22 protein-coding genes are annotated in these 24,096 nt (G+C 62.4%); 2 read left to right on the top strand and 20 right to left on the bottom strand.

Annotation, left to right across the window (positions count from 1 at the left end):
- Positions 1 to 16 precede the first annotated feature (16 nt).
- Positions 17 to 1,399, bottom strand: coding sequence for an MATE family efflux transporter (locus tag Q368_RS0112805; protein ID WP_029459465.1), 1,383 nt, complete (start codon positions 1,397 to 1,399; stop codon positions 17 to 19).
- Positions 1,400 to 1,544: 145 nt separating this feature from the next.
- Here Q368_RS0112805 and Q368_RS0112800 point away from each other — a divergent pair, with 145 nt between their 5' ends.
- Together Q368_RS0112800 and Q368_RS0112795 are read left to right on the top strand one after the other, a co-directional pair.
- Positions 1,545 to 1,991, top strand: coding sequence for a hypothetical protein (locus Q368_RS0112800; protein WP_029459464.1), 447 nt, complete (start codon positions 1,545 to 1,547; stop codon positions 1,989 to 1,991).
- A gap of 17 nt (positions 1,992 to 2,008) precedes the next feature.
- The gene (locus Q368_RS0112795) at positions 2,009 to 3,187 is read left to right on the top strand and encodes a ParA family protein (RefSeq protein WP_029459463.1); all 1,179 of its coding nucleotides are present in this window, start codon (positions 2,009 to 2,011) and stop codon (positions 3,185 to 3,187) included.
- Between the two features lie 96 nt (positions 3,188 to 3,283).
- On the opposite strand, the gene Q368_RS24560 is transcribed toward Q368_RS0112795, so the two are convergent.
- The 19 genes from Q368_RS24560 to Q368_RS0112710 form a co-directional block, all read right to left on the bottom strand.
- Positions 3,284 to 4,498: a hypothetical protein gene (locus Q368_RS24560; RefSeq protein ID WP_084158765.1), complete on the bottom strand. Its 1,215-nt coding sequence runs from the start codon at positions 4,496 to 4,498 to the stop codon at positions 3,284 to 3,286.
- Between the two features lie 372 nt (positions 4,499 to 4,870).
- The gene (locus Q368_RS0112785) at positions 4,871 to 5,695 is read right to left on the bottom strand and encodes a polysaccharide deacetylase family protein (protein WP_029459462.1); all 825 of its coding nucleotides are present in this window, start codon (positions 5,693 to 5,695) and stop codon (positions 4,871 to 4,873) included.
- Between the two features lie 58 nt (positions 5,696 to 5,753).
- Positions 5,754 to 6,899 carry a lytic murein transglycosylase gene (locus tag Q368_RS0112780; RefSeq protein ID WP_052360154.1) on the bottom strand — a complete coding sequence of 382 codons (1,146 nt, stop codon included), beginning with the start codon at positions 6,897 to 6,899 and terminating at the stop codon, positions 5,754 to 5,756.
- Complete coding sequence (locus Q368_RS0112775) at positions 6,896 to 7,858, bottom strand: nucleoside recognition domain-containing protein (protein ID WP_029459460.1); 963 nt, start codon at positions 7,856 to 7,858, stop codon at positions 6,896 to 6,898. The genes Q368_RS0112780 and Q368_RS0112775 overlap by 4 nt, the downstream gene beginning before the upstream one ends.
- Before the next feature lie 19 nt (positions 7,859 to 7,877).
- Positions 7,878 to 8,354, bottom strand: coding sequence for a hypothetical protein (locus Q368_RS0112770; RefSeq protein ID WP_029459459.1), 477 nt, complete (start codon positions 8,352 to 8,354; stop codon positions 7,878 to 7,880).
- Between the two features lie 115 nt (positions 8,355 to 8,469).
- Positions 8,470 to 8,811 (bottom strand): carboxymuconolactone decarboxylase family protein, encoded by a 342-nt coding sequence (locus tag Q368_RS0112765; protein ID WP_029459458.1) that lies wholly within the window; start codon positions 8,809 to 8,811, stop codon positions 8,470 to 8,472.
- 121 nt (positions 8,812 to 8,932) lie between these two features.
- Positions 8,933 to 9,484 (bottom strand): lytic transglycosylase domain-containing protein, encoded by a 552-nt coding sequence (locus Q368_RS0112760; RefSeq protein WP_029459457.1) that lies wholly within the window; start codon positions 9,482 to 9,484, stop codon positions 8,933 to 8,935.
- A 43-nt stretch (positions 9,485 to 9,527) separates the two neighbouring features.
- Positions 9,528 to 10,919: an L-type lectin family protein gene (locus tag Q368_RS0112755; protein WP_245611339.1), complete on the bottom strand. Its 1,392-nt coding sequence runs from the start codon at positions 10,917 to 10,919 to the stop codon at positions 9,528 to 9,530.
- Between the two features lie 139 nt (positions 10,920 to 11,058).
- Positions 11,059 to 12,732 (bottom strand): hypothetical protein, encoded by a 1,674-nt coding sequence (locus Q368_RS25665; protein WP_156955707.1) that lies wholly within the window; start codon positions 12,730 to 12,732, stop codon positions 11,059 to 11,061.
- An 8-nt stretch (positions 12,733 to 12,740) separates the two neighbouring features.
- Positions 12,741 to 13,286, bottom strand: coding sequence for a PulJ/GspJ family protein (locus Q368_RS25660; RefSeq protein ID WP_156955706.1), 546 nt, complete (start codon positions 13,284 to 13,286; stop codon positions 12,741 to 12,743).
- The gene (locus Q368_RS0112750) at positions 13,276 to 13,728 is read right to left on the bottom strand and encodes a PulJ/GspJ family protein (RefSeq protein ID WP_029459455.1); all 453 of its coding nucleotides are present in this window, start codon (positions 13,726 to 13,728) and stop codon (positions 13,276 to 13,278) included. Before Q368_RS0112750 ends, Q368_RS25660 begins: the two co-directional genes overlap by 11 nt.
- Positions 13,725 to 14,216 carry a pilus assembly FimT family protein gene (locus Q368_RS0112745; RefSeq protein ID WP_029459454.1) on the bottom strand — a complete coding sequence of 164 codons (492 nt, stop codon included), beginning with the start codon at positions 14,214 to 14,216 and terminating at the stop codon, positions 13,725 to 13,727. The genes Q368_RS0112750 and Q368_RS0112745 overlap by 4 nt, the downstream gene beginning before the upstream one ends.
- 72 nt (positions 14,217 to 14,288) lie before the next feature.
- Positions 14,289 to 16,409 carry a pilus assembly protein TadD gene (locus Q368_RS0112740; RefSeq protein ID WP_029459453.1) on the bottom strand — a complete coding sequence of 707 codons (2,121 nt, stop codon included), beginning with the start codon at positions 16,407 to 16,409 and terminating at the stop codon, positions 14,289 to 14,291.
- Positions 16,410 to 16,502: 93 nt separating this feature from the next.
- Entirely contained in the window at positions 16,503 to 16,874 is a 372-nt protein-coding gene (locus tag Q368_RS24555; protein ID WP_084158764.1) for a hypothetical protein, read from the bottom strand.
- A gap of 122 nt (positions 16,875 to 16,996) precedes the next feature.
- Positions 16,997 to 17,380, bottom strand: coding sequence for a type II secretion system protein (locus Q368_RS27285; protein ID WP_029459451.1), 384 nt, complete (start codon positions 17,378 to 17,380; stop codon positions 16,997 to 16,999).
- A 187-nt stretch (positions 17,381 to 17,567) separates the two neighbouring features.
- Entirely contained in the window at positions 17,568 to 18,932 is a 1,365-nt protein-coding gene (locus Q368_RS0112725) for a sigma-54 interaction domain-containing protein (RefSeq protein ID WP_245611338.1), read from the bottom strand.
- Positions 18,933 to 19,003: 71 nt separating this feature from the next.
- Positions 19,004 to 20,230, bottom strand: a complete 1,227-nt coding sequence (locus tag Q368_RS0112720; protein WP_029459449.1) for a type II secretion system F family protein — start codon at positions 20,228 to 20,230, stop codon at positions 19,004 to 19,006.
- Between the two features lie 24 nt (positions 20,231 to 20,254).
- On the bottom strand, positions 20,255 to 21,961 hold the full coding sequence (locus Q368_RS0112715) for a GspE/PulE family protein (RefSeq protein ID WP_029459448.1): 1,707 nt from the start codon (positions 21,959 to 21,961) through the stop codon (positions 20,255 to 20,257).
- Between the two features lie 24 nt (positions 21,962 to 21,985).
- Complete coding sequence (locus tag Q368_RS0112710; RefSeq protein ID WP_052360153.1) at positions 21,986 to 24,085, bottom strand: ExeA family protein; 2,100 nt, start codon at positions 24,083 to 24,085, stop codon at positions 21,986 to 21,988.
- Positions 24,086 to 24,096: the final 11 nt, after the last annotated feature.

Genomic DNA, 24,096 nt, shown 5'->3' with positions numbered 1-24,096 from the left:
GAGGGGCTCCTCGGGTTCAGGCCGTCTTCGCGGCCGGTCCCACCAACCGCAGTTTCTGCCACGCCCCGCCCTTGTAGCGCAAGGCCAGGACCACGGCGAGCGTCAGGCCGTAGAGCGCGAAAAAGCCCCACAGCGGCACGATGCCGACATGGAAGTAATGCACGGCGAGCCAGGCCGGGGCGACCAGGGCGAAAAAGGAGACGCCGCCGGCGGAGAGCATGAGGAAGCGCGTATCGCCCGCGCCGCGCAGCACGCCGAAGCAGGTGTGCAGCACGACGTCGCACACGCCGAGGCACGCGCCCCAGGCGAAAAGCGGCCGGCACAGCGCGACCACGGCGGCAAACCCCTGGTCCTCCCCGCGCGGCTTGAAAAACCCGGCCAGGGTCTCGGGCATCCCCAGGAAAAAGGCGACCATGACCGCCATGTAGACGGCCATGAGGCGAAAGGCGCTGCCAGCGGCGCGCCTCGCGTCCTCGGGCTTTCCCGCGCCCATGGCCTGGCCGACGACCACGGCGAGCCCCGAGGAAAGGCCCAAAAGCGGCATGAACGCCGGGGTGTTGGCCGAGAGCACGAGGCTTGTCGCCGCAAGCTCGGTGACGCCGAGCCTGCCTGCCAGGGCGATGAACACCGTGACCGCGAACACGTCGAGGAAGATCTGTGCCCCGCCCGGCGCGCCGAGCAGCACGAGTTTTTTAAGGAGCGCCCCATCCGGCCGAAACGCGCGGCGCGTGCCGAACTGACGGTCGTTTTCCCGGGTGAAGATGAGCGCGGCATAGGTCGCGGCCATGACCACCCAGGCGAACACCGTGGCCAGGGCCGAGCCGGCCGTGCCGAGTTCCGGCAGCCCCAGCTTGCCGAAAATGAGCACGTAGTTGAGCGGGATGTTAAGCAGCGCGCCGCCGAAATTGACGACCATCACGGCGCGGGTCAGCCCCCGGCCGCTGAAAAAGGCGGCCAGCCCCGCCTCGAGCACCATGAACCCCGCTCCGCACATGAGCATGCGGAAATAGACGACTTCGAGCTCCCGCACTTCCGGGGCGTGGTCCATGGCCGCGAACACGGCCTCGGAGAAGCAGGCGATGCCGAGCAGCGCGACGAAGGAGGCCAGGGAGAAGTGGATGCCCTGCCACAGCACCGCGCCGATTTCCTGCGGCCGGCCCGCGCCGACGTTCTGGGCGATGAGCACGCCGACATAGCCCACGGTGCCGAGGAAAAAGGAAGTGAAAAGGAAAAAGGCCGCGCCGGCCGGCATGACCGCGGCCAGGGCGTCCTTGGAATACCAGCCGAGAAAGAGGCGGTCGGTCAGGTGCATGGCCGTGATCGAGCCCATGCCGGCCAGGAGCGGCAGCCCCACGCGCAACACGTGGGCGTAGCCGCCCGGGCCTTGCCAGCGATTCATGGCGTGACCTCGTCGGCCCCTGGTTGGGGGCCCGTTGGGACGGCCCGCAAAAGGCGGGCATCCGGGGGATAGGGTTTGTGGCAAAGTTTTTGCTACGCGTCAAGGCGAATGGCCCGCCTTTCGGGCCGCAACCGAGGAGCCTCCCATGCCCGCCGATGCCAAGGCCGCGACCGTGGATATCCTGGAGGCGTTGCTGGCGACGCCGCCCGCCGCCCCGCCCGCCGGGGCCGAAGCGTTCCCCAACCAGGCCGCGCTGGCGCGCCTCGTACGCCGCCTTCCCGGCCCGGCCCCGACGCGAAAGCCCGAACCGCCCCGTGCGCCCTGCCCCGCCCCGGCCGCGCCGGCAGCACCCCGCGCCGCCGCGCCCCGGGCCAAGCGCAAGGCCACCCACTACCTTTCGCAAGCCGCCGCCGCCCGCCTCGACGCCGCGCAGGCGCGCCTGCGCGCGGCCGGCAAGGGCCGCGTGACCAAGTCCGGCCTCGTCGAGGCCGCCTTGGAGCTCGCCCTGGACGCCTTCGAAGCCGACGGGGAGAGGAGTCCGCTTTGCCGCCGCCTGGGCCGGACGCCGTCCGCCGGCCGCCCGAGCCGTTAACCAGACCGGAGAGTCCCATGCTCGCCATCTGCCCGTTTTGCCGCGCCCGCCAGGAGGTCCCCGATCCCGCCCCGGCCGCCGGCGTGACCTGCATCGGCTGCCACCGCCGTTTCGCCGCGCGACGCACCGCGGCCCAACCTGCCGCCGCACCCGCCGAAACGGCCATCCTGCGCATCGAACGCCCTCACGGCGTGTTCGACCGCCCGGCCGTGGTCGCGCAACGCGTGGCCGCCGTGGCCACGGCCGCAGCCCCCCTGCCCCGGGCCGATTCCGCGCCCGAGGACGATCCCGGGCCGCCGCTCCTGGCCGAACCGGACGCCGCCGAGGAACGCGCCGCCCAGGCCGCCCTGTCCGCCATCCGCCGCCAGATCGCCGCGACACCGCCGCAGCCGGCGCAACAGGCGCAACAGGCGGCGCAGCCCGCTCCGCTTCCGGACCCAACCCCGGAGGCTCCCACCGCGCGGCGCATCGGGGTCATGCTGAGCAAGGGAGGCGTGGGCAAGACCACCACGGCCGTCAACCTCGCCGCCGCCCTGGCCATGGCCGGCAGGCGCACCCTGCTCATCGACGCCGACACGCAGGGCCAGGCCGCCTATGCCCTGGGCGTTTCGCCCCAGGCCGGGCTGACGGAATTCGTCGAAGGCCTGGCCGACGCCGACGAGGCGCTGTGCCCGGCGCGCGACAACCTCTGGCTCCTGGCCGGCGGCAAGGCCCTGGCCGGACTCAAGCGCCTGATCACGCGCAAGGATTTCGGCGGCGAGCGCACCCTGGCCGATGCCCTGGCCCCGCTCGACGCCCGCTTCGATGTGGCCGTCGTGGACTGCGCGCCGGGCTGGGACGCGCTGTCGGTCAACGTGCTCTTCTACGTCGGCGAGGTGCTCGTGCCCGTGGCGCTCGAGGCCATGTCGCTCCAGGGATTTTCCGAATTCCTCCAGAGCTTCGCCGCGGTCTCCCGCTACCGGCCGGAACTCTCCCTCTCGCATATCGTGCCGACGTTCCTCGATAAACGCGTGCGCGGCCCGGCGGCGCTGCACGACGAACTGGCCGCGCTCTACCCCGGACGCATCTGTCCGCCCATCCGCTACAACGTGAAGCTCTCCGAGGCCCCGGCCGAGGGCAAGACCATCTTCGAATACGCCCCCCGCTCCCCCGGCGCACGCGACTACGCCGCCCTGGCACGCCATGTGGGGGGATAGGGAGAGGAGAAGAAGGGAGAGAAAGAGGAAGATGCCTCCGGCGGCCAGGAGGGGATGATCCCCTCCTGGACCTCCCCGATAAAGGGGAGACGGCGACTATTGCGAGAGCAACAACAAGTCGAGGACCTGCGGAATGGCCTTGTTCACAACGGGGATGGCAAGATAGGAATGCACGTAGTTACCATCGGAAGAAGAATAACCGACACCGGTAATGTAACCCGTGTCGCTGATGGAAACAGCCGAGCTCAAGCTCGAAAAGGGATTCTCGCCTGCAACAAGCTCCGACAACGCATACGTTTTTTCACCATCATACACGCCTGCGATATCGGCACCATCTCCCATCAATATCAGAGCGACAACACCAGAAGCATTAACGCTTTGAGGAGACACTGTTTTATTCGGATAGGCAGAACTCAATGGTATTACGGATAGTTCCCCGTTTTTGTTTAGAAACGCATGGCTTGTCAAATCCGGATCCGAAAAAGTCCCTACCACATATCCATTATTACTGATTGCCTTCGCTGTAGCCGAGTTCGAGGGATACGCCACCGTGTTTGTCCCATCCGCGTACACAAACGAGCCCGTTCCATCGAGGGCCTGCCCCACGACCGACCCTTGGTCGTTTACGGAAAAGGCCCTCGACCCGATGGCTGGCCCGACATAGGTCAACGTCGCATCGGTATAGAGAGCACCCCGGGTCAACACATTGCCGGCAGACGCCCCTTCCGCTTTGTAGCAATAGTATGCATTACCGACGACTTGGCCGGAATTATTAATACCAACAGGATCAAAAACAGCAGGGGATGTCTCCCCGTTACAAACAATACTCTGCTTTATGAATGTAAAATTCCCAGCTGCGTACAACGGCGCACCACGATCAGAAGTATTGAAAGCATATGCCCCGACAATGACATCACTGTCATTAATGCCGACCGGTTCAAAAATTTCCTGTCCATAATCATCAACGACATATCCGATATCCTTGACCGATCCGTCATACATAAAACCATGCCTATTATAGTATGACGTATTAAAATATCCCGTGACATGTCCTTTATCATTAACGGATTTCGCAATCACACCATTTGAAACACTTCCGGTGATAGAGCCACAATAAAATCCTTCCGGAACACCAAGGTCAACAATCTTATAACGCAATGCCGAAGCGTGAACAGGCATGGCACACGGCCAGAGCACAAGTGACGCGAAAGAAACGGTAACAAACCAACACAATCGACATTTCGAAAGGCTGGCCGGCAACAAGAAGCGCCAAGCACCCCATACTGTTGGAAACAACAGGGAATAATGCATTTACAATACCCCGATTTGCTATCTACTGACTAACCACATACCGACACAAAAACATCGTCGTCACGACTATTATGTCAAAAGAAATTCTTTGTAAACGCTCAGACTTTCCATGGCGCGACAGTCCCCAGAGAACACAAAGAACGCCTGTTCCTGGCTCACACTATCCAGAATTTCGGATCTGCAAGCCAAAAACCGCCAAATTCCCACTGATGAAGTCCAAAGTTTCCCATTCATGCAAGGGGAACCTAAAAGGCCAACAGATGCCACCGAGATAAAAACGCTCCACAGGAGATGGAAAAAAGCCCTGAATGGCGCGCGTGCAGGCGAACGGTTACACCCGTGATTGCGGCCGGTTGGCGCGGCGCGGAAAAACTACTCCACGTTGTGTGGAATGGTCCCGGCCGGAGGCGTGGCGCTCAGCAACGTGCCGGCAGCTTCCTTCGCCGGTTGCACCTTGGCCATCATCGCCTCGTGGCCCCGCAGCACCGAGGCCAGCACCGTCACGGACAGGTTGTGCGCGGCGATGCGCGGGATGGCTCCGGCCTTGGTCTTGGCCGAGACGGGCTCGTCGCCGGTATGGAAAAGGTACTTGAACCCCGCCTCGCCGAGCATCCGCGTATAGGCGTCGCTGCGCGAACCGTAGGGATAGGCGAAATACGGCGTGTCGTGCCCGATCACCTGGCGAAACCGCTCCACGCTCTTGCGGATGTCCTCGCGGGCGAACGCCTCATCGCGGGTCAGGCGCGGTGAGTGGCTGAAGGAATGGTTGGCGAAGGTCACCTTGGGATAGGCCTTGAGCGCGTCGATGTCCGCCTGGGAAAGCGTGGCCCCGCAATACGGATTGGCGACGTAGGCCATGGGCAGAAACAGGGTGAAAGGCAGGTTGCGCCGCTTGAGTTCCGGAAACGCGCGCATGACCGTGGCCCAACCGTCGTCGATGGCGATGACCACGGATTTTTCCGGCGGGTTGCGCCCCTCGTCCACATACTTCGCCAAATCCTCCATGGAGATGACCTTGTGGCCGGTCTGCTCGAGATAATCGAGTTGGGCCTCGAATGCGGCCATGGAAATGGACATGGAAGAGTGGTCGCCGAAGCGGTGATACACGAGAATGGTCGCCGCGGGGGCGGATGCCGCCGTGAGGAGCAAGAGGCAAAAGCCGGCCAAAACGGCGGCACGAAGCCTGACGGTGCGCATTGGGCGCCCTCCGAAAGCGGCGTTCGCCCGGGACGCGGCGGCGTCACCGGGCGACGGGTCATGGTTTGAGCGTACCAGAAGCGGCTGCCTCACGCAAACGCGCGGCCGCCCCCATGATCGTGTTCACGTACACCTGGCTATGATTGTAGCCGTAGAACACCTTGCGCATGGCCTCCTCGCTCATGGGCTGCTTCCAGCCCATGGCGCGCAGGATGTTGCCGAGGCTCATGAGCGCGTCGTCCACGTTGAAAAGGTCGGCCTTGCCGTCGCCGTCGCCGTCCACGGCGTATTTGAGGGCGTTGGAAGGCATGAACTGGCAGATGCCGATGGCCCCGTAAATGGAGCCCGGCATGGACAGCGGGTCGATGCCCTGGGCGTCCGCGTAGCGCAAGAGCGCCTTGAGCTCGCCGTACGCCCACTCGCCCTTTTCCTTGGCCTTGCGTTCGAGCCAGGCCTGCCGCGTCGCGTCCGGCCGCTCGTAGGCGAACGCCGCAGCCGTGCGCGCCGGGTCCTCGGCCGCGACCAGACTCGCCAGATTGACCACGGCCACCACGTCGCCGAGGTAGAGCCCCACCCGCGTTTCGACGGCCAGCAGCGCCACGAGGTATTCCTCGGGCACGCCGTAACGCTCGCGCACCCGGGCCAGGGCGTCGCGGTTTCTGGCGTAGAATTCCCGGGCCTCGGCCAGCCGTTCGGGGCTTAAGACCACGTCGTGGACTTCCTGGCCGCTGAAATCGGGAAACGTGATGCCTTCCGGGGCATGCTGGGGCCGCTTGTCAAGCTCCGCGAGCAGCGCCTCGCTGGCCACGGGATTGGGGGCCAGGCCCACGGCGGTCTGGTAGGACTTGATGGCCCACTTGGTCATGCGGTCGAGGCGGCCGTCCACCGGGCCGGGATACCAGCCGAGCGCAGCCAGGCGCTGCTGCGTGTCCGCGACCAGGCGCAGGCCGTACTTGCGCATGTAAAGCGCGGTCAGTTTGTCGGACATGGCCTTCTGGCTGAAGACCATTTCGGCGCGGGAAAAGAGCCTGCGCAGCTTGCCTTCGGGAAACCCGTCGGCCACCAGCCGCGCCACGACCGGCTCGAAGGCCGGGTCCACGGTGGAGGCGGCCACGACCGCGCCCACGCCCACGGCCACCACCACCGCGACCAGGGCGTAGCCGCACCAGAGAAACACCCGCCTGGGGCGCCATTTCATGCTCATTGCCGCACCACGGCCGGCCTTCCGGCGAACGCCGGCGCGACCCGGGACAGGACCGCGACCACGGCGAGGGAAAACGCCAGCCTCCCGACGAATGTGCCCCACAGGCTCGCGCCGATCAAGTACATTAAGAGCGTGTCCTCGATCAGCGCGTGCGAGAGGCTCATGAGGCTTATGGCCGAAAAGACGTCGCGTCTGTCCACCTTGCCCTGCTGGATGTCGAGCAGGATCAGCCCCGAGCCGTAGGCCAGACCCATGACCAGCCCGATGACGGTGATGGTCGCGGCCGCGCGGCCGATGCCCATGAGGTGCAGAAAAGGCAGCAATGCGGTCTCGAAAAGTCGCGTCACGCCGAGCTTGTCCAGAACGCGCATGAGCCCGACCAGGGAGGCGATGACGAGGTAGATCATGCCAAGATTCTTGATTTCCCCGAAGGCCCAGGTTGCAAGCCCCTCCTCGCCCTGGGACGGGGCGAAGAGCAGCGGCGCGGGCGCGGCGAGCAAGCCGAACCCCGAAAAAACGGCGTGGAGCAACATGCCGCAGGCCAGCGCGCCGGAAAGGCGTAGCGCCGCCTGCCCCCAGAAACCCACGCCGCATTTTTTGGCGATGGCCCCTTCCACGAAGATATTGTGGGCAATGAGCATCATCGTGGCGACGACCGTGGCCTGGGCCATGGACAGGGGCGGCATGGAGGGCACGAGTGCGGCGTGCACGGCCAGTGCGGCGTAGAGGTTGTTGGCGATGGCCGTGGCCCAGGTCAGGCCGCATTCCGGCGGCAGGCCGACCAAGCCCATCAGCGGCGCGAGCGGCTTGGCCAGATAGACGATCCAGCCGAGTTCCTTGAGGATTTTGACGCCAATCAGGATCGGCACCATGACCTTGAACAGGTCCAGGCAGATTTTTGCGGCGTCAATGGCCACGGCGCGCGCGGCGCGCGGCAGGCTGGCGAGGGAAAGGCTCATGTCGCGGGGGCCTGCGGGCTCAGGGCACGACCTTGCCGGCGCGGCTCATGGCCATGTAGCCGGTGAAGGCGGCATCGGTCATGATGCCCGAGCCGACGTAGACGGCGCGCCAGTCTTCCGGCGAGAGGCTGGCGGCCTCCATGGCCGAGAGGAGCTGGATGTCGTAGACCATGATCGTGAGGTATTGCCGGGCCGGGTCATTGCCGGCCTTGGCCAGGGCCAGCGCGGCGTCGGTGGTGGCGGCGGCGGAATGCTCGCCGCTCCAGGAGGCGACGTACACGCGCCGGGCGTAGGCCTGGTATTCTTCGGGGGCCAGCGGTTTGGCCTGGGAGGCTTTGGCCTTGGTCACGGCGTCACGGACGTGGTCCACGTTGTCCGCGGTCAGGGGCATGGCCGCGGGCGCACTCCGGGACGCCTGGGGCTTGGCGGCGAACATGCCGCAGCCGCCGAGCAGGAAGGTCATGACCAGCAGTGCCGACGCCGTCTTGAGCGCCATTTTTCGCCTCCGGGTTCTCACGCCCGGAGCAAGCCCCGGACCGGGGGCGACAAAATCATGTTCCGCCGGTTTTGTCCATGGCGGCGGGGCGTTCGGCCCCGCCGCGGGGGAGACGTTATTTGCCCATGGCGTCGAAGGCGCTCAGGACGTGGGAGGAGTAGACGAAGGCCGCGCCGGCGTTGAGGCCGACGGCCACGCCCAGGGCTTCGAGCAGTTCCTCGCGCGTGGCTCCGGCTTCGACCGCGCCTTTGGCGTGCACGGCGATGCAGGTGTCGCAGCGCGTGGTCGAGGCGACGGCCAGGGCGATCAGTTCCCTGGTCTTGGCGTCGAGCGCGCCGTGGACCGCACCGGCCTTGTCGAGCGTTTGTATGGCTTCCATGATCTTGGGATTGCCTTTGGCCAGCGCGCCGAAATCCTGCATGGCGTCGCCAAGCAGTCCCTTCCAATCGGTACTCATATGAGCCGTCCTCCTTGGGTGGCCGCGAGTCGCGGCCGCGTTTACGGGAACGCGGACCCCATCCGCTCCCGGATTTTCCGTGCTCGCCCAAACCGGGCGCGAGGTCAAGGCGGGAGTGGCGCTATCGGATGCCGGCGCGGGCCATGACCTTGGCCACGTAGTCGCGGGTTTCGGGAATATCGGGGATGGGGCCGCCTTTGGGCACGCGGCCGGGGCCGGCGTTGTAGGCGGCCAGGGCGAGGCGCACGTCGCCGTAGGCGTCGAGCAGCGAGCGCATGTAGCGGATACCGGCTTCCAGGTTGGTCGCGCCGTCGAAGGCGTCGACGAGCCCCAGGCCTTTGCCCGTGCCGGGCATGATCTGCATGAGTCCGGCCGCGCCCTTGGGCGAGACGGCCTTGGTTTCGAAGCCGGATTCCACTTCGACCATGGCCCGCACGAGGTTGGGGTCCATGCCGTGGCGACGGCAGTAGTAGCGGATGAACGGCACGACCTTGTTCGCGTCCGTGCCGGCGGGCAGGCGCATGTAGTCGAAGGGCTGGTAGTTGTCGTCGAGTTTCTTGTTGCTGAGGTGGATGCTGCCTTTGGCGTCGCGGAACTGGTAGATGGTGTCCGCCTGTGCGGGTGGCGCGGCGAGCGTTGCGGCGAGCAGGAGGAAGGGGACCAGGGGGCGCATGGGGCCAGTGTGCTTTGCGCGCGCGGAATTTGCAACCGCGCCGCTATTCCCGGAAGCGCAGGGCGAAATCGTGTATGGCCACATCCTGGTTTATCCCGGCGCTCGTGGCTTCGGTGAAGCCGAAGCGCACGGCGGCGAGTCCGGCGTTGTCCGCCGACGCGAGGGCAACCGAGGAGACGACCAAGGGTGTTTCGGCGGCGTAGTCCGCGCTCACATCGTCTTTGCCTGTGCCGGCGGGATCGACCCAGACCTTGAGGGTGTAGACGTTTTCACCATGTGATTCCACGCGTTGCAGTTCCAGGCGCAGGCCGTGGTCCTCGCCGTCTTCCAGCCATTGGGGCTGGCCGCGGGCCACGGTCTTTTCCGCATAGCCGGTCGAAGTCACCAACGGGTTTTGCGGTACGGAGCCGAGGCCGTGGACGTTGTCGTCGTAGGAGGTGGCCGTGTCGCCCCAATAGACCACGGCGACGTGGTTGGCGTTGCTGCCGTCGCGGCGGGAGTTGGCGTTTTCGGGGGAGGCGTGTCCGCGATTGGGGTAGGTGTCGATTTCCACGGCCATTTTTGGGGGTGCTATGCCTTTTCCGCTCGGCCCTGGTCCGGCGTAGCCCAGGTATTCGCCGCAGCCGCCCGAGGCCGCGCCGCCTGCGGCGGTTGCGGGATCGTTTGCGGCCGTGGCGATGGTGAAGGTGAAGCCGTCGCCGTGGGCTTTGGATTGCGCGTCGTCGTCGTAATCGGAAAACGCGAACCGGAAATAGGCGCGAAACCCGGTGCCGAGCGCGCAGCTTCCGGCGGTGCAGGCTCCTTTGGTTCCCGTGTACCAGACCGCTCCCGTGGTTTGGGATTCGCCGCAGCCCAGGCGCACCCAGCCGCCGGCGTAGCGGGAGACGTTTTGCGTCCACAGGCTGGTCCATTCGCTGACGGTGAGCGTTGCCGGAGCGTTGGTGTCGGCGTCCGAGCCGTAGACATGGCCTGTGCCGGCGCTGTTTCCGGTCTTGCCGACCACGGGGGTTTTGAAGTGGTCGATGTCGTCTTCGAAGGTGATGGTGACGCCGGAGCCGCCGCGCGTGGCGGTGAGGGTGCTTCGGGTTTCGCCGGCTGTGCCTGGGCGCACGACGCCTGTGCTGGTGACGGCGTAGCCGCCTGCGGCGTCGGGGCCGGATTGGGCGAGCAGGATGATGTCGTTGCCGAGGGTGAAGGAGCCTGTGGTGTCGGGGTTCCAGAGATTGAGCCCGGAGAGGGCGAGGTAGCGGGCGCGCAGTGCGTCAGCGCTGGTAATGGAGGTCTGGCTTGTCGTGGAGACGAGGGTCGCGGCGGCGGCTGCGATGGCGGAGAGGGTCGTCAGGGCGATGATGGCGTAGAGCAATGAGGAACCGACAGCTGTGGCGTCGCGGGAGGAGGGGAAAATATTCCGCAGAGCATCTCGCGCAGAATGCATGACAGCCACTCGCCGGAAGCGGAATAACAAGCATACTGAGAGCCAAAGAGATTGTCTCTCTCTGCCTTTTTTTAAAGAATAGCATCAATTCCTCGCTTACAGCAATTCATTTATAAATAAGAAATTATATATAGATTATTTAATTCCAATACTTCATCGCATAATTCGACGGCACATAATAGATATTTACTGCCCAATCAATATTACTTACCGTCCCAGCGGTTACAAGTGCGCCTACAACATGATTATTTGCACCATCTAACGTAATGGAGACTTGTGTGAACATAGTTCCAAACCAGTCCGTGCCCCATCCGATGAAGCCACTCTTTTTACTTTCCCAGTAAACCTTTGCGGCTTCATTTTTATCGACTGTCGACATATCACAATAATCTCTTTCTTTTGTTTTCACATTAATTGAATTAGCCCCGCCGATTGAAATACCACCAACAACCAATATGGTAATATCCCCTTTGCTTAAATCATAATTTATAGTATCCGCCCAGCCGGTAGAAACTGAATTAAAATAGTAAACACCTGCTGTAAAAGTCATAACTGCGGAGGAATCCATCGCCAAATCCCTGTATTTACCAGGCGGCAACGGGTGATCTTTATCATATAGCGTACTTGCCCACGGAATTTTTACATCGACTGTACTGTCATCGCTATAACTAGGTGATGTTGGAACCTTATCAGTACGACAAGGGAGTGGAGGCTTTGGTCGAATATTAGGTGGATACGTTGTCGTTTCGATCTTCGAGCCAACAGCATCACCATTGACTTTTTGTGCAACCGCAACGCCGCCAATATTTGACCCCCCCGACAAATTTATATTTTTATTTGCGTACGCATTTTTCCCAATCGAAATAGCGGAATTGGTAAAATCAATATTGCACTTTTTACAGCCAACACCTCCTGAATATGCATTATTTGCAATCTTTGTATTCCACCCAAGAGAAATATTCTCAAAGGCACTAACATCGCTATTCAAACTCACACTACTCGCTGTAGTAATTTTACCACCCGAGAAAACATCACCGTCTACCTGTGATTTAAATTTAAAATCTATATCTCCTACAGCACTTACAGTCTTCGATACGGAAGATTGATTAAGTGTCACATTGCCACCAGAACAGAGAGCTCCTTTTAATGTCGTGGAGAATCCTAGATCAGCATCGTTGACTGCGACGACATCACCGGTAACCGTCGCCATACTAACATCGAGAGATTGGGCATATACGTCACCTACGACAGTGGCAGCGCCTTGTATCGAAACTTTGGCATTTGCAGCATAGATAACATATTTTGTTGCGCCGATTGGCGTATGCCCATATGTGAATACAGAACTGGCACCCTTTCCCCCACCATATAAGACGTAGGCATAAGGAATCTTGTCGGATGATTTTGAAACCGTTCCGACAAGGCTTGTAACTTGATACGTATTATTCGAATTCGAAGATATTACATTCCCTAGCGCAAAGTTAAAGCCCCCTCCCCCACCAACACTGTAATTAACATAAGCACCATTTCCCATATTACTTACAAAATTAGTCAAAGAAATACCCGACATAACTGAAGATTCTTGCTGCCCCAAAATATAATTCAGTCCGGCATTAGCATTGTAATACGCCCGCATTCCTGCTTCTTGCTCTAACTTTGATTGCAAAGCAGAAGGGCTCATCAACGCGACTGTCGTTCCAACGACACTGAGCAACACAAGTGCGCCGATCGCCCACAGCAAACTTGAGCCGTTCGCCCCGAACACAAGCACCCGCCGCAGCACTTTGCTTAATTTGCAACAACAGCCTGTACGCATACAAGCTCCTATTTAACCTTATTCACCATTATACGTGTTGCGTAACTTTGCGAAAGGCCCTGACTTGTATCATCACCAACCATGATATAATTCAATCCTATCATACTCGTAGAACTACTAATGGAATTTACCGCAGCGGCATCATATGAATTATAATAAGAAAAGGTCAGCGATCCCGCTTTCACTCCGTCGGTCAAAACATATGGGGCACTGTTCACACTATAGGTAATTTGATTTTCAGATTGCTGAATGGTAACTTGCGAAGTATTTGCTAAAGTCATGTTGTAGGTCAATGAATTTTCCGAACCTGTCGCATCATTGGGCTTCAAATAGGTAAAATCGAGCGTCATGCGCTGCATGGCGTTTTGCGCCTTCTGCACCGCGGCATCGGAATTGCGGGCCAGAATGTAGCCGCGAATCACATCGGAAAACATCCGCGTGCTCAAGAGCGCCAGAAATCCCAGAAGCACACAGACAAGAAGAACTTCGATGATTGTAAACCCTGCACCGCGCTCGTGTCGGATAATCATATTCCGTAGCATTTCAATGCCCATTGCACGTGTTGTTCGATGAATTGAACAAATATGTCAGGCTTACGCCGGAACTGCTGCTCGGCTTGATCGTCACCAGCAAATACTGATTCGTATTCGCCGTGACAGCGAACTTCCCGCTCCCCGGGCAGACAAAATCCTTTTCCGAAATAATATAATTCCCGCCACCACCCGTCGCATAATTTGAAGTCACGGTGTTCGTGGCGCCAAGGGCGGCGCTGAACCCGACAAGATCGTTGGAATAGGACGCGGTCTTGGCCGAAATCATGTTCTCCAGGACAAGTTGCAGGCTGGCGTCCGTCTGCAATTGCTTGACCGGAATGTCCGTCCGCGTCATGCCCCTGTTGAACGCCGTCACCGCGACAAGGCAGACGATCGCGAAAATGACGAATGTCAAAACCACTTCAAGCAGCGTGAAACCCTGTTCGACGTGTCGGCGCGTCATGGGACGAACCCCGTATAAGGCGTAATAGTGACATTGGCGGAACCGCCAGACTCCGAAACCGTGATGTACTGGTAAGCGGTTTGCGGATCGGCCCAACCGCCGGCCGTCGTGATCGTGGTCTTGACCGGCTGGCCACGCCAATCGAAAATGATGGGAGAAGTGCCGCTCAAGGTCACGCCGGACGCCAGCGTGTGCGTGCTGCTGCCCTGGCCGGGAATGGCATGAGCCGACTGGCTGGGATTGTTGGAAAAAAGCGTGTAGCTCGTAGAGTCGAACGAGACGCCCCAGGTGTAGACGTCGGCCATGGCCCGTGACTGGGCATAGCGCAGGACCGAGCGCAGGCCGTCGGCTTCGGCAATGGCGCGCGAGCCGGTCTTGCCGTATTTCACGGCCGCCGCGACGGCAAGAATGCCGATCAACAGGAGGACCGCAACCCCCTCGATGACGCTGAAACCAGCTGCGACCGTGCGCCCGCCCGATTGCCTCATGCCGTTTCCACCCTTAGCCCGAAGCGTACACCAAGACGCAGCCCCCGTGAAGCCCGCCGCAAAGAGCGCAATTCAATCGGGCACCTCTTGCATCATGCCCAAAAGCGACGCAATCTCCTTGGATTTCTCCACATCCTTGTCCGACGCCTTGGCCTGCGCCATGGTCAAAAGCAGCTTCCCCTCCCGGGCCTTGCCCGCAGCCACCGCCGCCATGCCCAAGTCGTAGAGATCCGTAAAGGAAGAACTCGTGGACATGGGATTGATCACCGACGACAACGTCTCATACGCCTTGCCGAATTCCTTGAGCCGCGCATACGTGGCATACAGGTTGCGCACGACCAGGGGCCTCTCGCCAGGCATGGCACGCGCAAGCGCCTCCTGGTTGCGCGCCAGGGCGTCGGCGTAACGCTCCTCCTTGAACGCCGCGAGCCCGGCCAGGGCATAGCCCATGTACCGGTTAGGATAAATTTCCATAAGCCGCACGGCGACCTTTGCGGCCTCTCCCGTCTCCCCCTTGGCGAGCAAAATCTTCGCAACCACCGTGTCCACGATCAGCCCGTCCGGCGAAACGGCCTGCATCCGCCGGCACTCGGCAAGCATCGCCTCCCGCTTGCCGGCGTCCATGCCCTCGTAATTCTCGGTGACGCACGTAAAAGGATCGAGCGCCGTGAGCTTGAACCGCGCAACAAGATCGGGATACCGGTCCGCGTCGGCGTACAACACCAGCGCATCGTCGAAAAAGACCGGCTGGAAATGCCCGATGCCTTCGATGCGTTTGCCGAACCCCTTGTCCTGGATATCCACGGCCAGAAACCCGGTCTCGTACTGCGCGATCGTACGCCGCAGCAATTCCTTGTCTCCAAACCCGGTAATGCCCGTGAACAGATCGAAGCTCGAAAAGAGCATCGTCTGCATATCCATGAATATCTTATACTTGGGATAAAGCCGCCACTCCAGGTAGCCCCCGGGATTGGGCACGTTGAAAATCCGTCCGCCCGGCCCCTCCTTCATGAGGAAATCGCACACCCCCACGGGCAGTCGCGCCAGATCGACCGGAAAACGCTGCCTGTGCCCCATAAAATCCGCCAGACACCAGACGGATGCCGCAACCACGATCATGCACGCGGCAAGCGCGGTCTTCCAGGAAATGGCGCGCGGTCGCCTCTCGGCCAGAAGCCCGACCACATCCCCGGCCAAGGGGAGACAAAGCAGGATAAATTCATACGAAAATCGACGAGACTGGGGCAAAAGGAAAAGCCCCCCGGCGAAGAGAACGATCCGGCTGACGCGCAATCGCCGCATCCAGCCCAATGCCGCCACCGCGCCTACAAGAAACACCACGAGCACATTGCCCGAAGTCTCGACGAAATTCCCCCCCATATTGAAGGAAAAAAGGAGAAACGTCCCGATTTCCCTGGGCATAAGCTCGTTAACCACCCGTTCGTGGAACAGCGGCGGCGAAAAAGGCTTGACAAGCAGTGAAAACCCGGCCGGTGTGACCAAAATGGCATAGAGCGACAAAATGAGCGGCCAGCGCAGCAACCGTGCGACTTCCGGCACCGGCCGCCGCAGCAGTTTCGGCACGAAAAATTCCGCAAGATACGCCCCGCCGACAAGCAAAAGCACAGGGTATTCCACGCCATGCACGTTCGTCCAGACCAGCGCCAACACCGGCAACACCCAACGCCATTGCGGACGCTTGTCCACGATAAAATGATACACGACGATAAAAAGATATGTAATGATATGCGGCCGCAAAATAAGATCGCGTGGGACAAGAGCCAGGGCATATATACAGGAAAGCGTCAAAATGAAAACATAAACACCATCATCATCGACATCTTCAGCGTCGCGCAAATATGCATAGAGCATCCATACCGTAGCTAAATACAGAGCACTGCGTAAAATGACCAGTGCCGCAAATCCACCCAGGCGATACACTGACTCTACAATAATCTGAAACAGCCAATAATAATCCACCCATCCACCTGGATTTAACTTCAAATAGGAAAAAAATGCAGTATCAGGCAAAGCATGATTGTTAAGGATATAGGAACCACCAAGAAGATGATACCACAAGTCAAAATCAAGAGCGACGATAGGGAAATGCAATTGAAGCCAAGCTAATGAAATAATAAGCGAAAGTATAGACAATCTACGCCAGTTTTGCACAAAATAACGTGATCGCGTCATGCGGACTCCAGAAAAAGATGCACTACAAAACAAAAGATACTCGGGATATGATTCTGAGTGTGCGGAGAGATCGCCGATTTGCCGCGCACGGCATTACGAGCCAGATTGGGGACTTGCCCAGTTGGCATCGACGGACTGGCCTTCCACAGTTGCGGTAATGGAGACTTCAGTATCGGAGAGATTGCCCGAGCAGGTAATGCTTGCTTCGCCGCTGCCGCCGGACCGAGAAACCATATCACAGACATTTTGAGAGACTACAGCAAGGGAGTTGCCTGTAATGATGCGGCGCGAGTATTCCAAGGACAACTGCGACTGCGCGGCGGCAACCATTCCCTTTGCCGCCTGTCGACGCGAATCGTCGAGCATGGAATTGTATTTCGGAACCGCGGTGATAAAAAGGATGGCTATCAGGCAAAGCACTGCTACAATCTCAATGATTGTAAATCCGGCCCGAGAACGATCCATCACCCCTCGCAGCGATCATACGTCTTTTGACAAATGACTGTGCATGCCAAGAAAATCTACAAAATCAAAATCCGAAAGCGGCAGACTAAACAAGCAAATCTGCCGCTTTCGGAACAAACATATTAACCTTCAGGGTTGTTCCAAGAGCCAGTATTTGTCTGCCCTTCCACAGTACCTGTAATGGTAGCGTTGTTACCAGAAGCCTTACAATCAATGCTGGCATTGCCGGTGATGCTGACTTTATCACATTCTTTCTTAAATCCAGCATCATCATACTGATTGAAGCCATAGTTACTGTTAAGCTTCTGGTTGGCATAGCCAAGGCTCAACTGCGATTGGGCGGCGGAAACAAGCCCCTGGGCGGCGGACTTGCGGGCGTCGTTTTGCAAGTTGAAATACTTGGGCACGGCCACCACGGCCAGGATGCCGAGGATGACCAGCACGGCGATGATTTCGATCAGCGTGAAGCCCTGCTGCCCCTGGGCGCCGAGTTTCGACTTAACCATGTTCCTTTCTCCTCCGATAAGGGTTTGCCGCCCCCTGGCGACCTTTGTTGTCAAGCAGGAACCATGCCGCCCAAGGCATATCGTGGTAACCCCATGCGACACAACCCCTTGCGAACATTATTCACCGCCTGCGCTGCCTCTATACTCCAAAATTTGCTGCTTATGGCAGCAAATTTTGGAGATCAGCCTATTTCCCGCCTGTTCCCTTGAAAAGTGCCGGATCGATGCCGAGCTTTTTCACCCGGTGCCACAGGCTGCGTTCCTTGATGCCGAGCAGCGACGCCGCCCGGGCCTGCACTCCGCCCGTGCGCGAGAGCGCCGCCTCGATCAACGCCCGCTCGTACCCCGCCACCCGGGCGTCGAGGCCGTCGCCTGCCCCGGACACACAGGCATCCCGGTCCGCGTCCGCCGCCAGGAGACCTCGCAAATGCGCAGGCGCGACGGGGCTCCCGCAAGCCAGAACCACCGCCCGCTCCATGACATTCTTGAGTTCGCGCACATTGCCCGGCCAATCGTAGGCGAGCAGCCCTTGCAGCGCCTCCACGGACAGCGTGGCCCCGGGCCGCAACGCATCCAGGAACCTGTCCGCCAATAGCGCGATGTCCTCCCGACGTTCCCGCAAGGGTGGCAGCCGCAACGGAAACACGTTGAGGCGATGATAGAGGTCCTCGCGAAAACGCCCGGCCGCGATCATGGCCGGCAGGTCGCGGTGCGTGGCCGCGATCAGACGCACGTTCACAGGCACGCCCCGCCCCTCGCCGCCGAGGCGTTCCACCTGCCGCGCTTCGATGACGCGCAGGATCTTGGCCTGGGTTTCGAGCGGCATGTCGCCGATCTCGTCGAGCAGCAGCGTGCCGCCGTCCGCCTGCTCGAACCGGCCGCGCTTCCTGGCGTGCGCCCCGGTGAACGCGCCCTTTTCATGCCCGAAAAGCTCGCTTTCCAGGAGCCCCTCCGGGATGGCGGCGCAATTGATGGCAACAAAGGGGCCATTGCTGCGGGCGCTTTTGGCATGCACGGCCCGGGCCACAAGCTCCTTGCCCGTCCCCGATTCCCCGATGACCAGCACTGTGGCGTCCGTGGCCGCAACCTTGAGGATATGGGAGAACACGCCCCGCATGACCCGGCTCTCGCCCACCATCTCCGGGAATTGCGCCCTGGCGTCGAGCTTGCCGAGGGCTTCGGCCATCTGGTCGGCCACAAGCCCCAACCGGTCGAATTCGCCGAAAGGGCGGGGCGCGGCGGCGGCCGTCGCAGGCAGAACCGGGGGCGTGGCGGAGAGGAGCCGGCGGATGGGGCGCAGGGCCAACAGCACGAAGACCGCCGCGACGGTGGCCACGGCCAATCCGGCGGCAACGGCGGGCACGAGGATGCCCTGCGCCAGGAAAATCGCGGGGAAAATCCGGGGGAGCATGTCGGCGCACAGCACGGCAAGCGTCGCCACCCCGCCCAGGATGACGGGAACGAGCACCGCCAGACTCGGATCGAATCGTCGCCGCATGCCGCCTCGCAGCCAGTCGCTTCGCACCGTGCCCACCGGGGCCAATCCGTTCACACTACCCGTCGCCGCGGGCGGCATCCGGTTACGCGCTTTTCCCAAATGCGACGCTCCGCGCTCCCGCCGCGTCAATGATGCAGCGCCACTTGCGACATGTCCCACATGGGCAGGAAAATGGCCAGGGCGAAAAAGCCCACAACGCCGGCAAGGCCGACGATGAGAATCGGCCCGAGGGCGTCGGAAAGGCGCTTGACCGCATAGCTCACCTCGGCGTCGTAGTGTTCGCTTATGGCCGAAAGCATCTCGTCGAGATTGCCCGACTCCTCGCCAACGGCCACCATGGTCACGACCATGGGCGTGAAGTACTTGGCCCGGGCCAGCGGCCCAGCCAGCCCCTGGCCGGTGCGGATGAGGTCCTGGATGCGCCGAAACTCCCGGGCGATGGCCGCGTTGCCGATGGTGCCGACGAGGATGTCGATGGTGGTCAGCACCGGCACGCCGCTGGCCTGCAAAATGGAAAAGATCGAGGCGAAGCGCGACATGGCCGCCTTGCGAAACAGCATGCCGATGATGGGGATGTGCAGGAAAAAGGCGTCGCGGGCGACCTTGCCCCCTTCCGTCTTGAACCAGAAATACAGCGCGGTCGTCACGGCGGCGAGACCGCCGAGCAACAGGTACCAATACTCCTTGATGGCGACGTTGAGTGCGATCGCCACCCGCGTCGGCCAGGGGAGCGCCACGTGGGCGCTGGCGAAAATCTGCGCGAACACCGGAATCACGAAGGTGAGCAGCACGAAGAAGGCGATGCCCAGGGCGATGACCACGGTGATGGGGTATTGCAGGGCCGACTTGATGTCCGTGCGCACCTGGTGTTCGTGGGAAATGATGTAGATGAGGCGATCAAGCACCTCGGGCAGCGCGCCGGCCGTCTCGCCCGCGCGCACCATGCTGACGTAGAGATCGGAAAAGACGCGCTTGTGCTTGGCCAGGGCGTCGGAAATGGTGGAGCCCTTTTTCACGTCGTCGGTCATCTGCGTGCAGACATGGCGCAGCAGGGCGTTTTCGGTCTGCTGTTCCAGCACGCGCAGGATTTCCAGCATGGACAGCCCCGCGCCGAGCATGGTGCGGAACTGTTTGGTGAAAAGGATCAGTTCCTGGGCCTTGACGCGGGAAAGAAACAGCATCGGAGCGGAGCCGCCCCCGCCGCCGGCCGCCCCGCCGCCGCGCTGGACCGAAACCGGGATGTAGCCCATGGCGGCCAGGCGGTTCTTCGCCGCCTCGGAGCCTTCGGCCTCGAGCGTCCCGGTGACGGTGTTGCCGGCCTCGTTGATGGCCTCGTAGCTGAATTGCGGCACGAACGCTCCTTTCCTGGCGGGGGCTTACAGCATGACCGCCGAGGAGGCCTCCTCGAAGGTGGTCTTGCCTTCGAGAATCTTGAGGCGCGCGTCGTCCTCCAGGAGCTTGAGCCGCCCCGTGTCCGCGGCGAAGCGACTGATCTCCCTCGAGGTGGCCCGCTTGTTGATCATCTCCTGGATGTCCTCGTCGATGACCAGGATTTCGTAAAGCCCGACGCGGCCCTTGAACCCCGAGTCGCCGCAGAGGTAGCAGCCCCGGCCGCGCATGAACGTGGCCCCTTGCGCGCCTTCGAGGTTCCAGAAACGCAGCACCTCGGGCTTTGGCGTATAGGGTTCGGCGCAATTGGGGCAAATGCGGCGCACCAGGCGCTGGGCGATGGAGACGTTGAGCACCGAGGACACGAGAAAGGGTTCGATGCCCATGTCCGTCAGGCGCATGACCGCGCCGGCGGCGTCGTTGGTGTGCACGGTGGAGAGCACCTTGTGGCCGGTGAGCGCCGCCTGCACGGCGATGGCCGCGGTTTCGGGGTCGCGGATCTCGCCCACGAGGACCACGTCCGGGTCCTGGCGCAGCGTGGAACGCAGGGCGCTGGCGAACGTCATGCCGGCGCGGCGGTTGAGCTGCACCTGGCGCACGCCCTCCATGCGGTATTCGACCGGATCCTCCAGGGTGATGACGTTGATGTCGGGCCGGCTGATTTCGCGCAAGAGCGCGAAAAGCGTGGTCGATTTGCCCGAGCCCGTGGGACCCGTGGCCAGGAACATGCCGTAGGGCTTGTCCACCACCAGGCGGATCTTGGCCAGATCCTCGGCGGACAGCCCGAGGTCGGACAACAGCATGCCGCCGGCGCTCATGTCGAGCAGGCGCAGGACGAGGTTCTCGCCGTGGATGGTGGGCATGGTCGAGACGCGGATGTTGATCTCGCGCTTGTCGATGGCCACGGTGAAACGGCCGTCCTGGGGCACGCGGCTTATGGCGATGTCCAGGTTGGCGAGAATCTTGATGCGCGAGACGATGGGCAGGATCATGGGCTTGGGCGGCGAGGGCACGGCCTTGAGCTTGCCGTCGATGCGCATGCGGATCTGCACCTGGTCGCGCTCGGGGCTGATATGCACGTCGCTGGCCCCCTCGCGCACGGCCTGGGAGAGCAGCGAATTGACGAAACGCACCACCGGCGCTTCGCCGGCCATGTCCTCCAGCGAGCTGACCTGCACGTCGCCGGAGCCGTCCTCGGCCTTGACGCCGTCGTCGCGCATGTCCTCGATGCTGTCGAGGACGCCCTCGATGCCGAGCCCCATGCCGTAGATGGCGCTGGTCAGGTAGCCGAGCTCGCGCTCGGTGCAGATGATCGGCTCCACCTCGCAGTTCTTGTAGATCTCGATGTCTTCGATGGCGCTGATGTCCAGCGGATCGGGCATGGCCACGCGGATGAGGTTCCCGGTCTTGGACAGCGGCACGAGTTTGGAGCGCAGCGCCATTTCCGCCGGGATGACGCCCGCCAGGTGGCTGTCCACCGGGAAGCGCTCCGGAGTGTACTTGGCCAGCCCCATCTGGCGGCTGATCAGGTCGACGATGTCGGATTCCTTGACGGTCCCGTCGCGAACGAGCTGCTGGCCGAGCCGCAGTCCGCCGCGCTTGCCCGCGGCCAGGGCCTGGCGCAGCTTGTCCTCGCTGACGAGTCCGGCGGCGACGAGCATCTCGCCGAGGCGCAGGCGTTTTCTGGGCTCCATGGGCGATTTCCGGTCCTTTCGCGGCTACTCGCCGGCGTGCAGTTCGCCCGCGCCGAGGGCGGCGCGCGGCGCGACACGGCGTGCGGGCCGGCTTTCGGCGACCTGCCGCCCGAGTGGGCGAAACGCCTGCGCGACCATGCCGTCCGCTTCGCCGAGGTCCGTGTAATAGGCTGTCCCCTCAGGGAAGCCGCCGAGCAGCACGGCCCGCGCGGCGAGTTCCGGCGGCAGCGCGGCCAGGGCCGTCTGCGCCCGGGACTGGTCCGGGTACAGGGCCGCCACCACAACGTCGAAGCGGAACCCGTTCTCGGGATGGCGCGTGCAGAAAAGCGACAGCGACAGGTTCTCGCGGTCCCTGACGCGGGAGATGAAGGCGAAGCCCTTTTCCAGGCTGTCCACGCTGCCCACCTTCACGAGATACGCCCCGACCGGCGGTGCCTTGGCCTCGATGACCGGATAGACCAGGGACTCGCCGGCGCGGATATGGCCGAAGTCGACGCCGGGGTTGGCCTTGGCCAGGCGCGCGAGCACGGCCCGCCCTCCGTTGCCGTAGACCCGGGCCGCCAGCCTGCTGACCGACCAGCCGGGGCGCACCACGGACTCGCCGAGTTCGGCGACGGCATTCTGCGTGGTTCCTGCGGCGGCAACGGTCTTGACCGGCGCAGGCGGCGCGACTGGCAGGGCCGGCGGCGCGGCCAGCATGCCGGTCGGCTGCGGCAGGGCCGGCAGGCCGTCCTCGCTGGTCACGACGATGATCTGCTCGCCGGCTCCCTGCGACCGGGCCGCGTCGGCCAGGTCCATGGCCGCGCCCAGGCCGTTGCCGGGCGCGGGCGTGGCTGCCGGCGCGGCAGGCGCGGCAACGGCCGCCGGCACGCCGGCCGAGGCCGCGTGGGCGGCGACGGGCTGCGGTGCGGGCGCGGCTACGGCCGTTGCGGCCACGGCTTCCGGCGCGGCGGCAGGTTCGGGCGAAACGGCGCGTTGCGGCGCGGCGGCGGCAACGGCCGGCTGCGCGGCAGGTTCCTGCGTCCCGGGCGCGGCGGCGGTCACGACTTCGGGCGCTTCGTCCGCTGCCGCCGCAGGCGTAGTGGCCGGCGCGGCCTCGGCCTGGGGCATCGTGGCGGCCTGCGGTGCGACGGCCGTGGCCACGGCCGGTCCCGCCAGGGAGGCCCGGCCCTTTCGGGCGAACTCGAGCAGGGTTTGCGGCAGGGCGGAAAATTCCTGGCCAAAGATGCCGTAGCCGGCCGCGCCGACAAGGGCGGCGCAGGCGCAGGCCGCGGCCGCGCGGCGCAGCCACCGCCCCGCTCCGCCCGCGGACTCGCGCGCGGCGCGGCCGACCAGGCCCCAGCCGATGCGCCGTTTGCCGAACCCGACGGCCAGCAGCATGGACAGGTGGCACAGCCGCACGATCTTGCGCGGATAGCCCCTGGTCAGGCGATGGATGCGGCGCATGGCCAGGCCCGTGAAGAGGATCGGAACCGCACCCTCCGGCGCGCAGCGGGCCAGGCGCGTCTCGATCATGCGCCGGGTCTGCCTGCGGTCGAGCGGCAGCAGCCGATAGCGGAAATTCACCCGGTCGTCGAGGTTGGGCCGCGCGGCCAGCACGTCCTCGAACTCGTTTTGGGCGAACATGACGATTTGCAGAAGCTTGTGGGTGTTGGTCTCGAAATTGAGCAGCTCGCGCAAAAGCTCCAGGCATTCCGGGGTGATCTTTTGCCCTTCGTCCACGATCAGGGCCACGATGCGGCTGCCTGCGGCGCTTTTGGCCAGAAGCGAGGCCTTGAGCGCGTCCTTTATGGGGCCGGCGTCGCGGCCGAGCCCGGCCGTGTCCACGCCGAACAGCCGGCACAGGGCGAGGAGGAACTCCACGGGCGTGGGATGGTAGGGATCGTCGAGGAAATAGACCTCGATGTCGGGGTCGGCGGCGAGGATGCGCGTGAGCTCGCGGCCGAGCGTGGTCTTGCCGGTGCCGACCTCGCCGAGGACGACGTTCAAGCCCCGGCGCAAGCGCACGGCGATCTCCATGTGTTGCAGGCATTCCAGGTGGGACTTGGCCCGGTACAACAGGTCCGGGTCCGGGGAATTGGAGAACGGTTCCCGTTCCAGGCCCAAGGCGAGATAATAGCTCATGGTCGTCCTCC

Origin of the sequence: Solidesulfovibrio alcoholivorans DSM 5433 (assembly GCF_000702665.1) — a bacterium.
Classification (GTDB): Bacteria; Desulfobacterota; Desulfovibrionia; order Desulfovibrionales; family Desulfovibrionaceae; genus Solidesulfovibrio; species Solidesulfovibrio alcoholivorans.
This window is presented reverse-complemented; position numbering and strand designations above follow the sequence as displayed.

What these genes read in the sequence shown, in the direction of transcription:
- Q368_RS0112710 (WP_052360153.1), bottom strand. Translation starts at nt 24,085, where the DNA reads ATGAGCTATTATCTCGCCTTGGGCCTGGAACGGGAACCGTTCTCCAAT.
- Q368_RS0112765 (WP_029459458.1), bottom strand. Translation starts at nt 8,811, where the DNA reads ATGAGTACCGATTGGAAGGGACTGCTTGGCGACGCCATGCAGGATTTC.
- Q368_RS0112795 (WP_029459463.1), top strand. Translation starts at nt 2,009, where the DNA reads ATGCTCGCCATCTGCCCGTTTTGCCGCGCCCGCCAGGAGGTCCCCGAT.
- Q368_RS0112715 (WP_029459448.1), bottom strand. Translation starts at nt 21,961, where the DNA reads ATGGAGCCCAGAAAACGCCTGCGCCTCGGCGAGATGCTCGTCGCCGCC.
- Q368_RS0112745 (WP_029459454.1), bottom strand. Translation starts at nt 14,216, where the DNA reads ATGAGGCAATCGGGCGGGCGCACGGTCGCAGCTGGTTTCAGCGTCATC.
- Q368_RS25660 (WP_156955706.1), bottom strand. Translation starts at nt 13,286, where the DNA reads ATGGGCATTGAAATGCTACGGAATATGATTATCCGACACGAGCGCGGT.
- Q368_RS0112780 (WP_052360154.1), bottom strand. Translation starts at nt 6,899, where the DNA reads ATGAGCATGAAATGGCGCCCCAGGCGGGTGTTTCTCTGGTGCGGCTAC.
- Q368_RS24555 (WP_084158764.1), bottom strand. Translation starts at nt 16,874, where the DNA reads ATGGATCGTTCTCGGGCCGGATTTACAATCATTGAGATTGTAGCAGTG.
- Q368_RS0112770 (WP_029459459.1), bottom strand. Translation starts at nt 8,354, where the DNA reads ATGGCGCTCAAGACGGCGTCGGCACTGCTGGTCATGACCTTCCTGCTC.
- Q368_RS0112785 (WP_029459462.1), bottom strand. Translation starts at nt 5,695, where the DNA reads ATGCGCACCGTCAGGCTTCGTGCCGCCGTTTTGGCCGGCTTTTGCCTC.
- Q368_RS0112750 (WP_029459455.1), bottom strand. Translation starts at nt 13,728, where the DNA reads ATGACGCGCCGACACGTCGAACAGGGTTTCACGCTGCTTGAAGTGGTT.
- Q368_RS0112805 (WP_029459465.1), bottom strand. Translation starts at nt 1,399, where the DNA reads ATGAATCGCTGGCAAGGCCCGGGCGGCTACGCCCACGTGTTGCGCGTG.
- Q368_RS0112740 (WP_029459453.1), bottom strand. Translation starts at nt 16,409, where the DNA reads ATGACGCGATCACGTTATTTTGTGCAAAACTGGCGTAGATTGTCTATA.
- Q368_RS24560 (WP_084158765.1), bottom strand. Translation starts at nt 4,498, where the DNA reads ATGCATTATTCCCTGTTGTTTCCAACAGTATGGGGTGCTTGGCGCTTC.
- Q368_RS27285 (WP_029459451.1), bottom strand. Translation starts at nt 17,380, where the DNA reads ATGGTTAAGTCGAAACTCGGCGCCCAGGGGCAGCAGGGCTTCACGCTG.
- Q368_RS25665 (WP_156955707.1), bottom strand. Translation starts at nt 12,732, where the DNA reads ATGCGTACAGGCTGTTGTTGCAAATTAAGCAAAGTGCTGCGGCGGGTG.
- Q368_RS0112775 (WP_029459460.1), bottom strand. Translation starts at nt 7,858, where the DNA reads ATGAGCCTTTCCCTCGCCAGCCTGCCGCGCGCCGCGCGCGCCGTGGCC.
- Q368_RS0112800 (WP_029459464.1), top strand. Translation starts at nt 1,545, where the DNA reads ATGCCCGCCGATGCCAAGGCCGCGACCGTGGATATCCTGGAGGCGTTG.
- Q368_RS0112760 (WP_029459457.1), bottom strand. Translation starts at nt 9,484, where the DNA reads ATGCGCCCCCTGGTCCCCTTCCTCCTGCTCGCCGCAACGCTCGCCGCG.
- Q368_RS0112755 (WP_245611339.1), bottom strand. Translation starts at nt 10,919, where the DNA reads ATGCATTCTGCGCGAGATGCTCTGCGGAATATTTTCCCCTCCTCCCGC.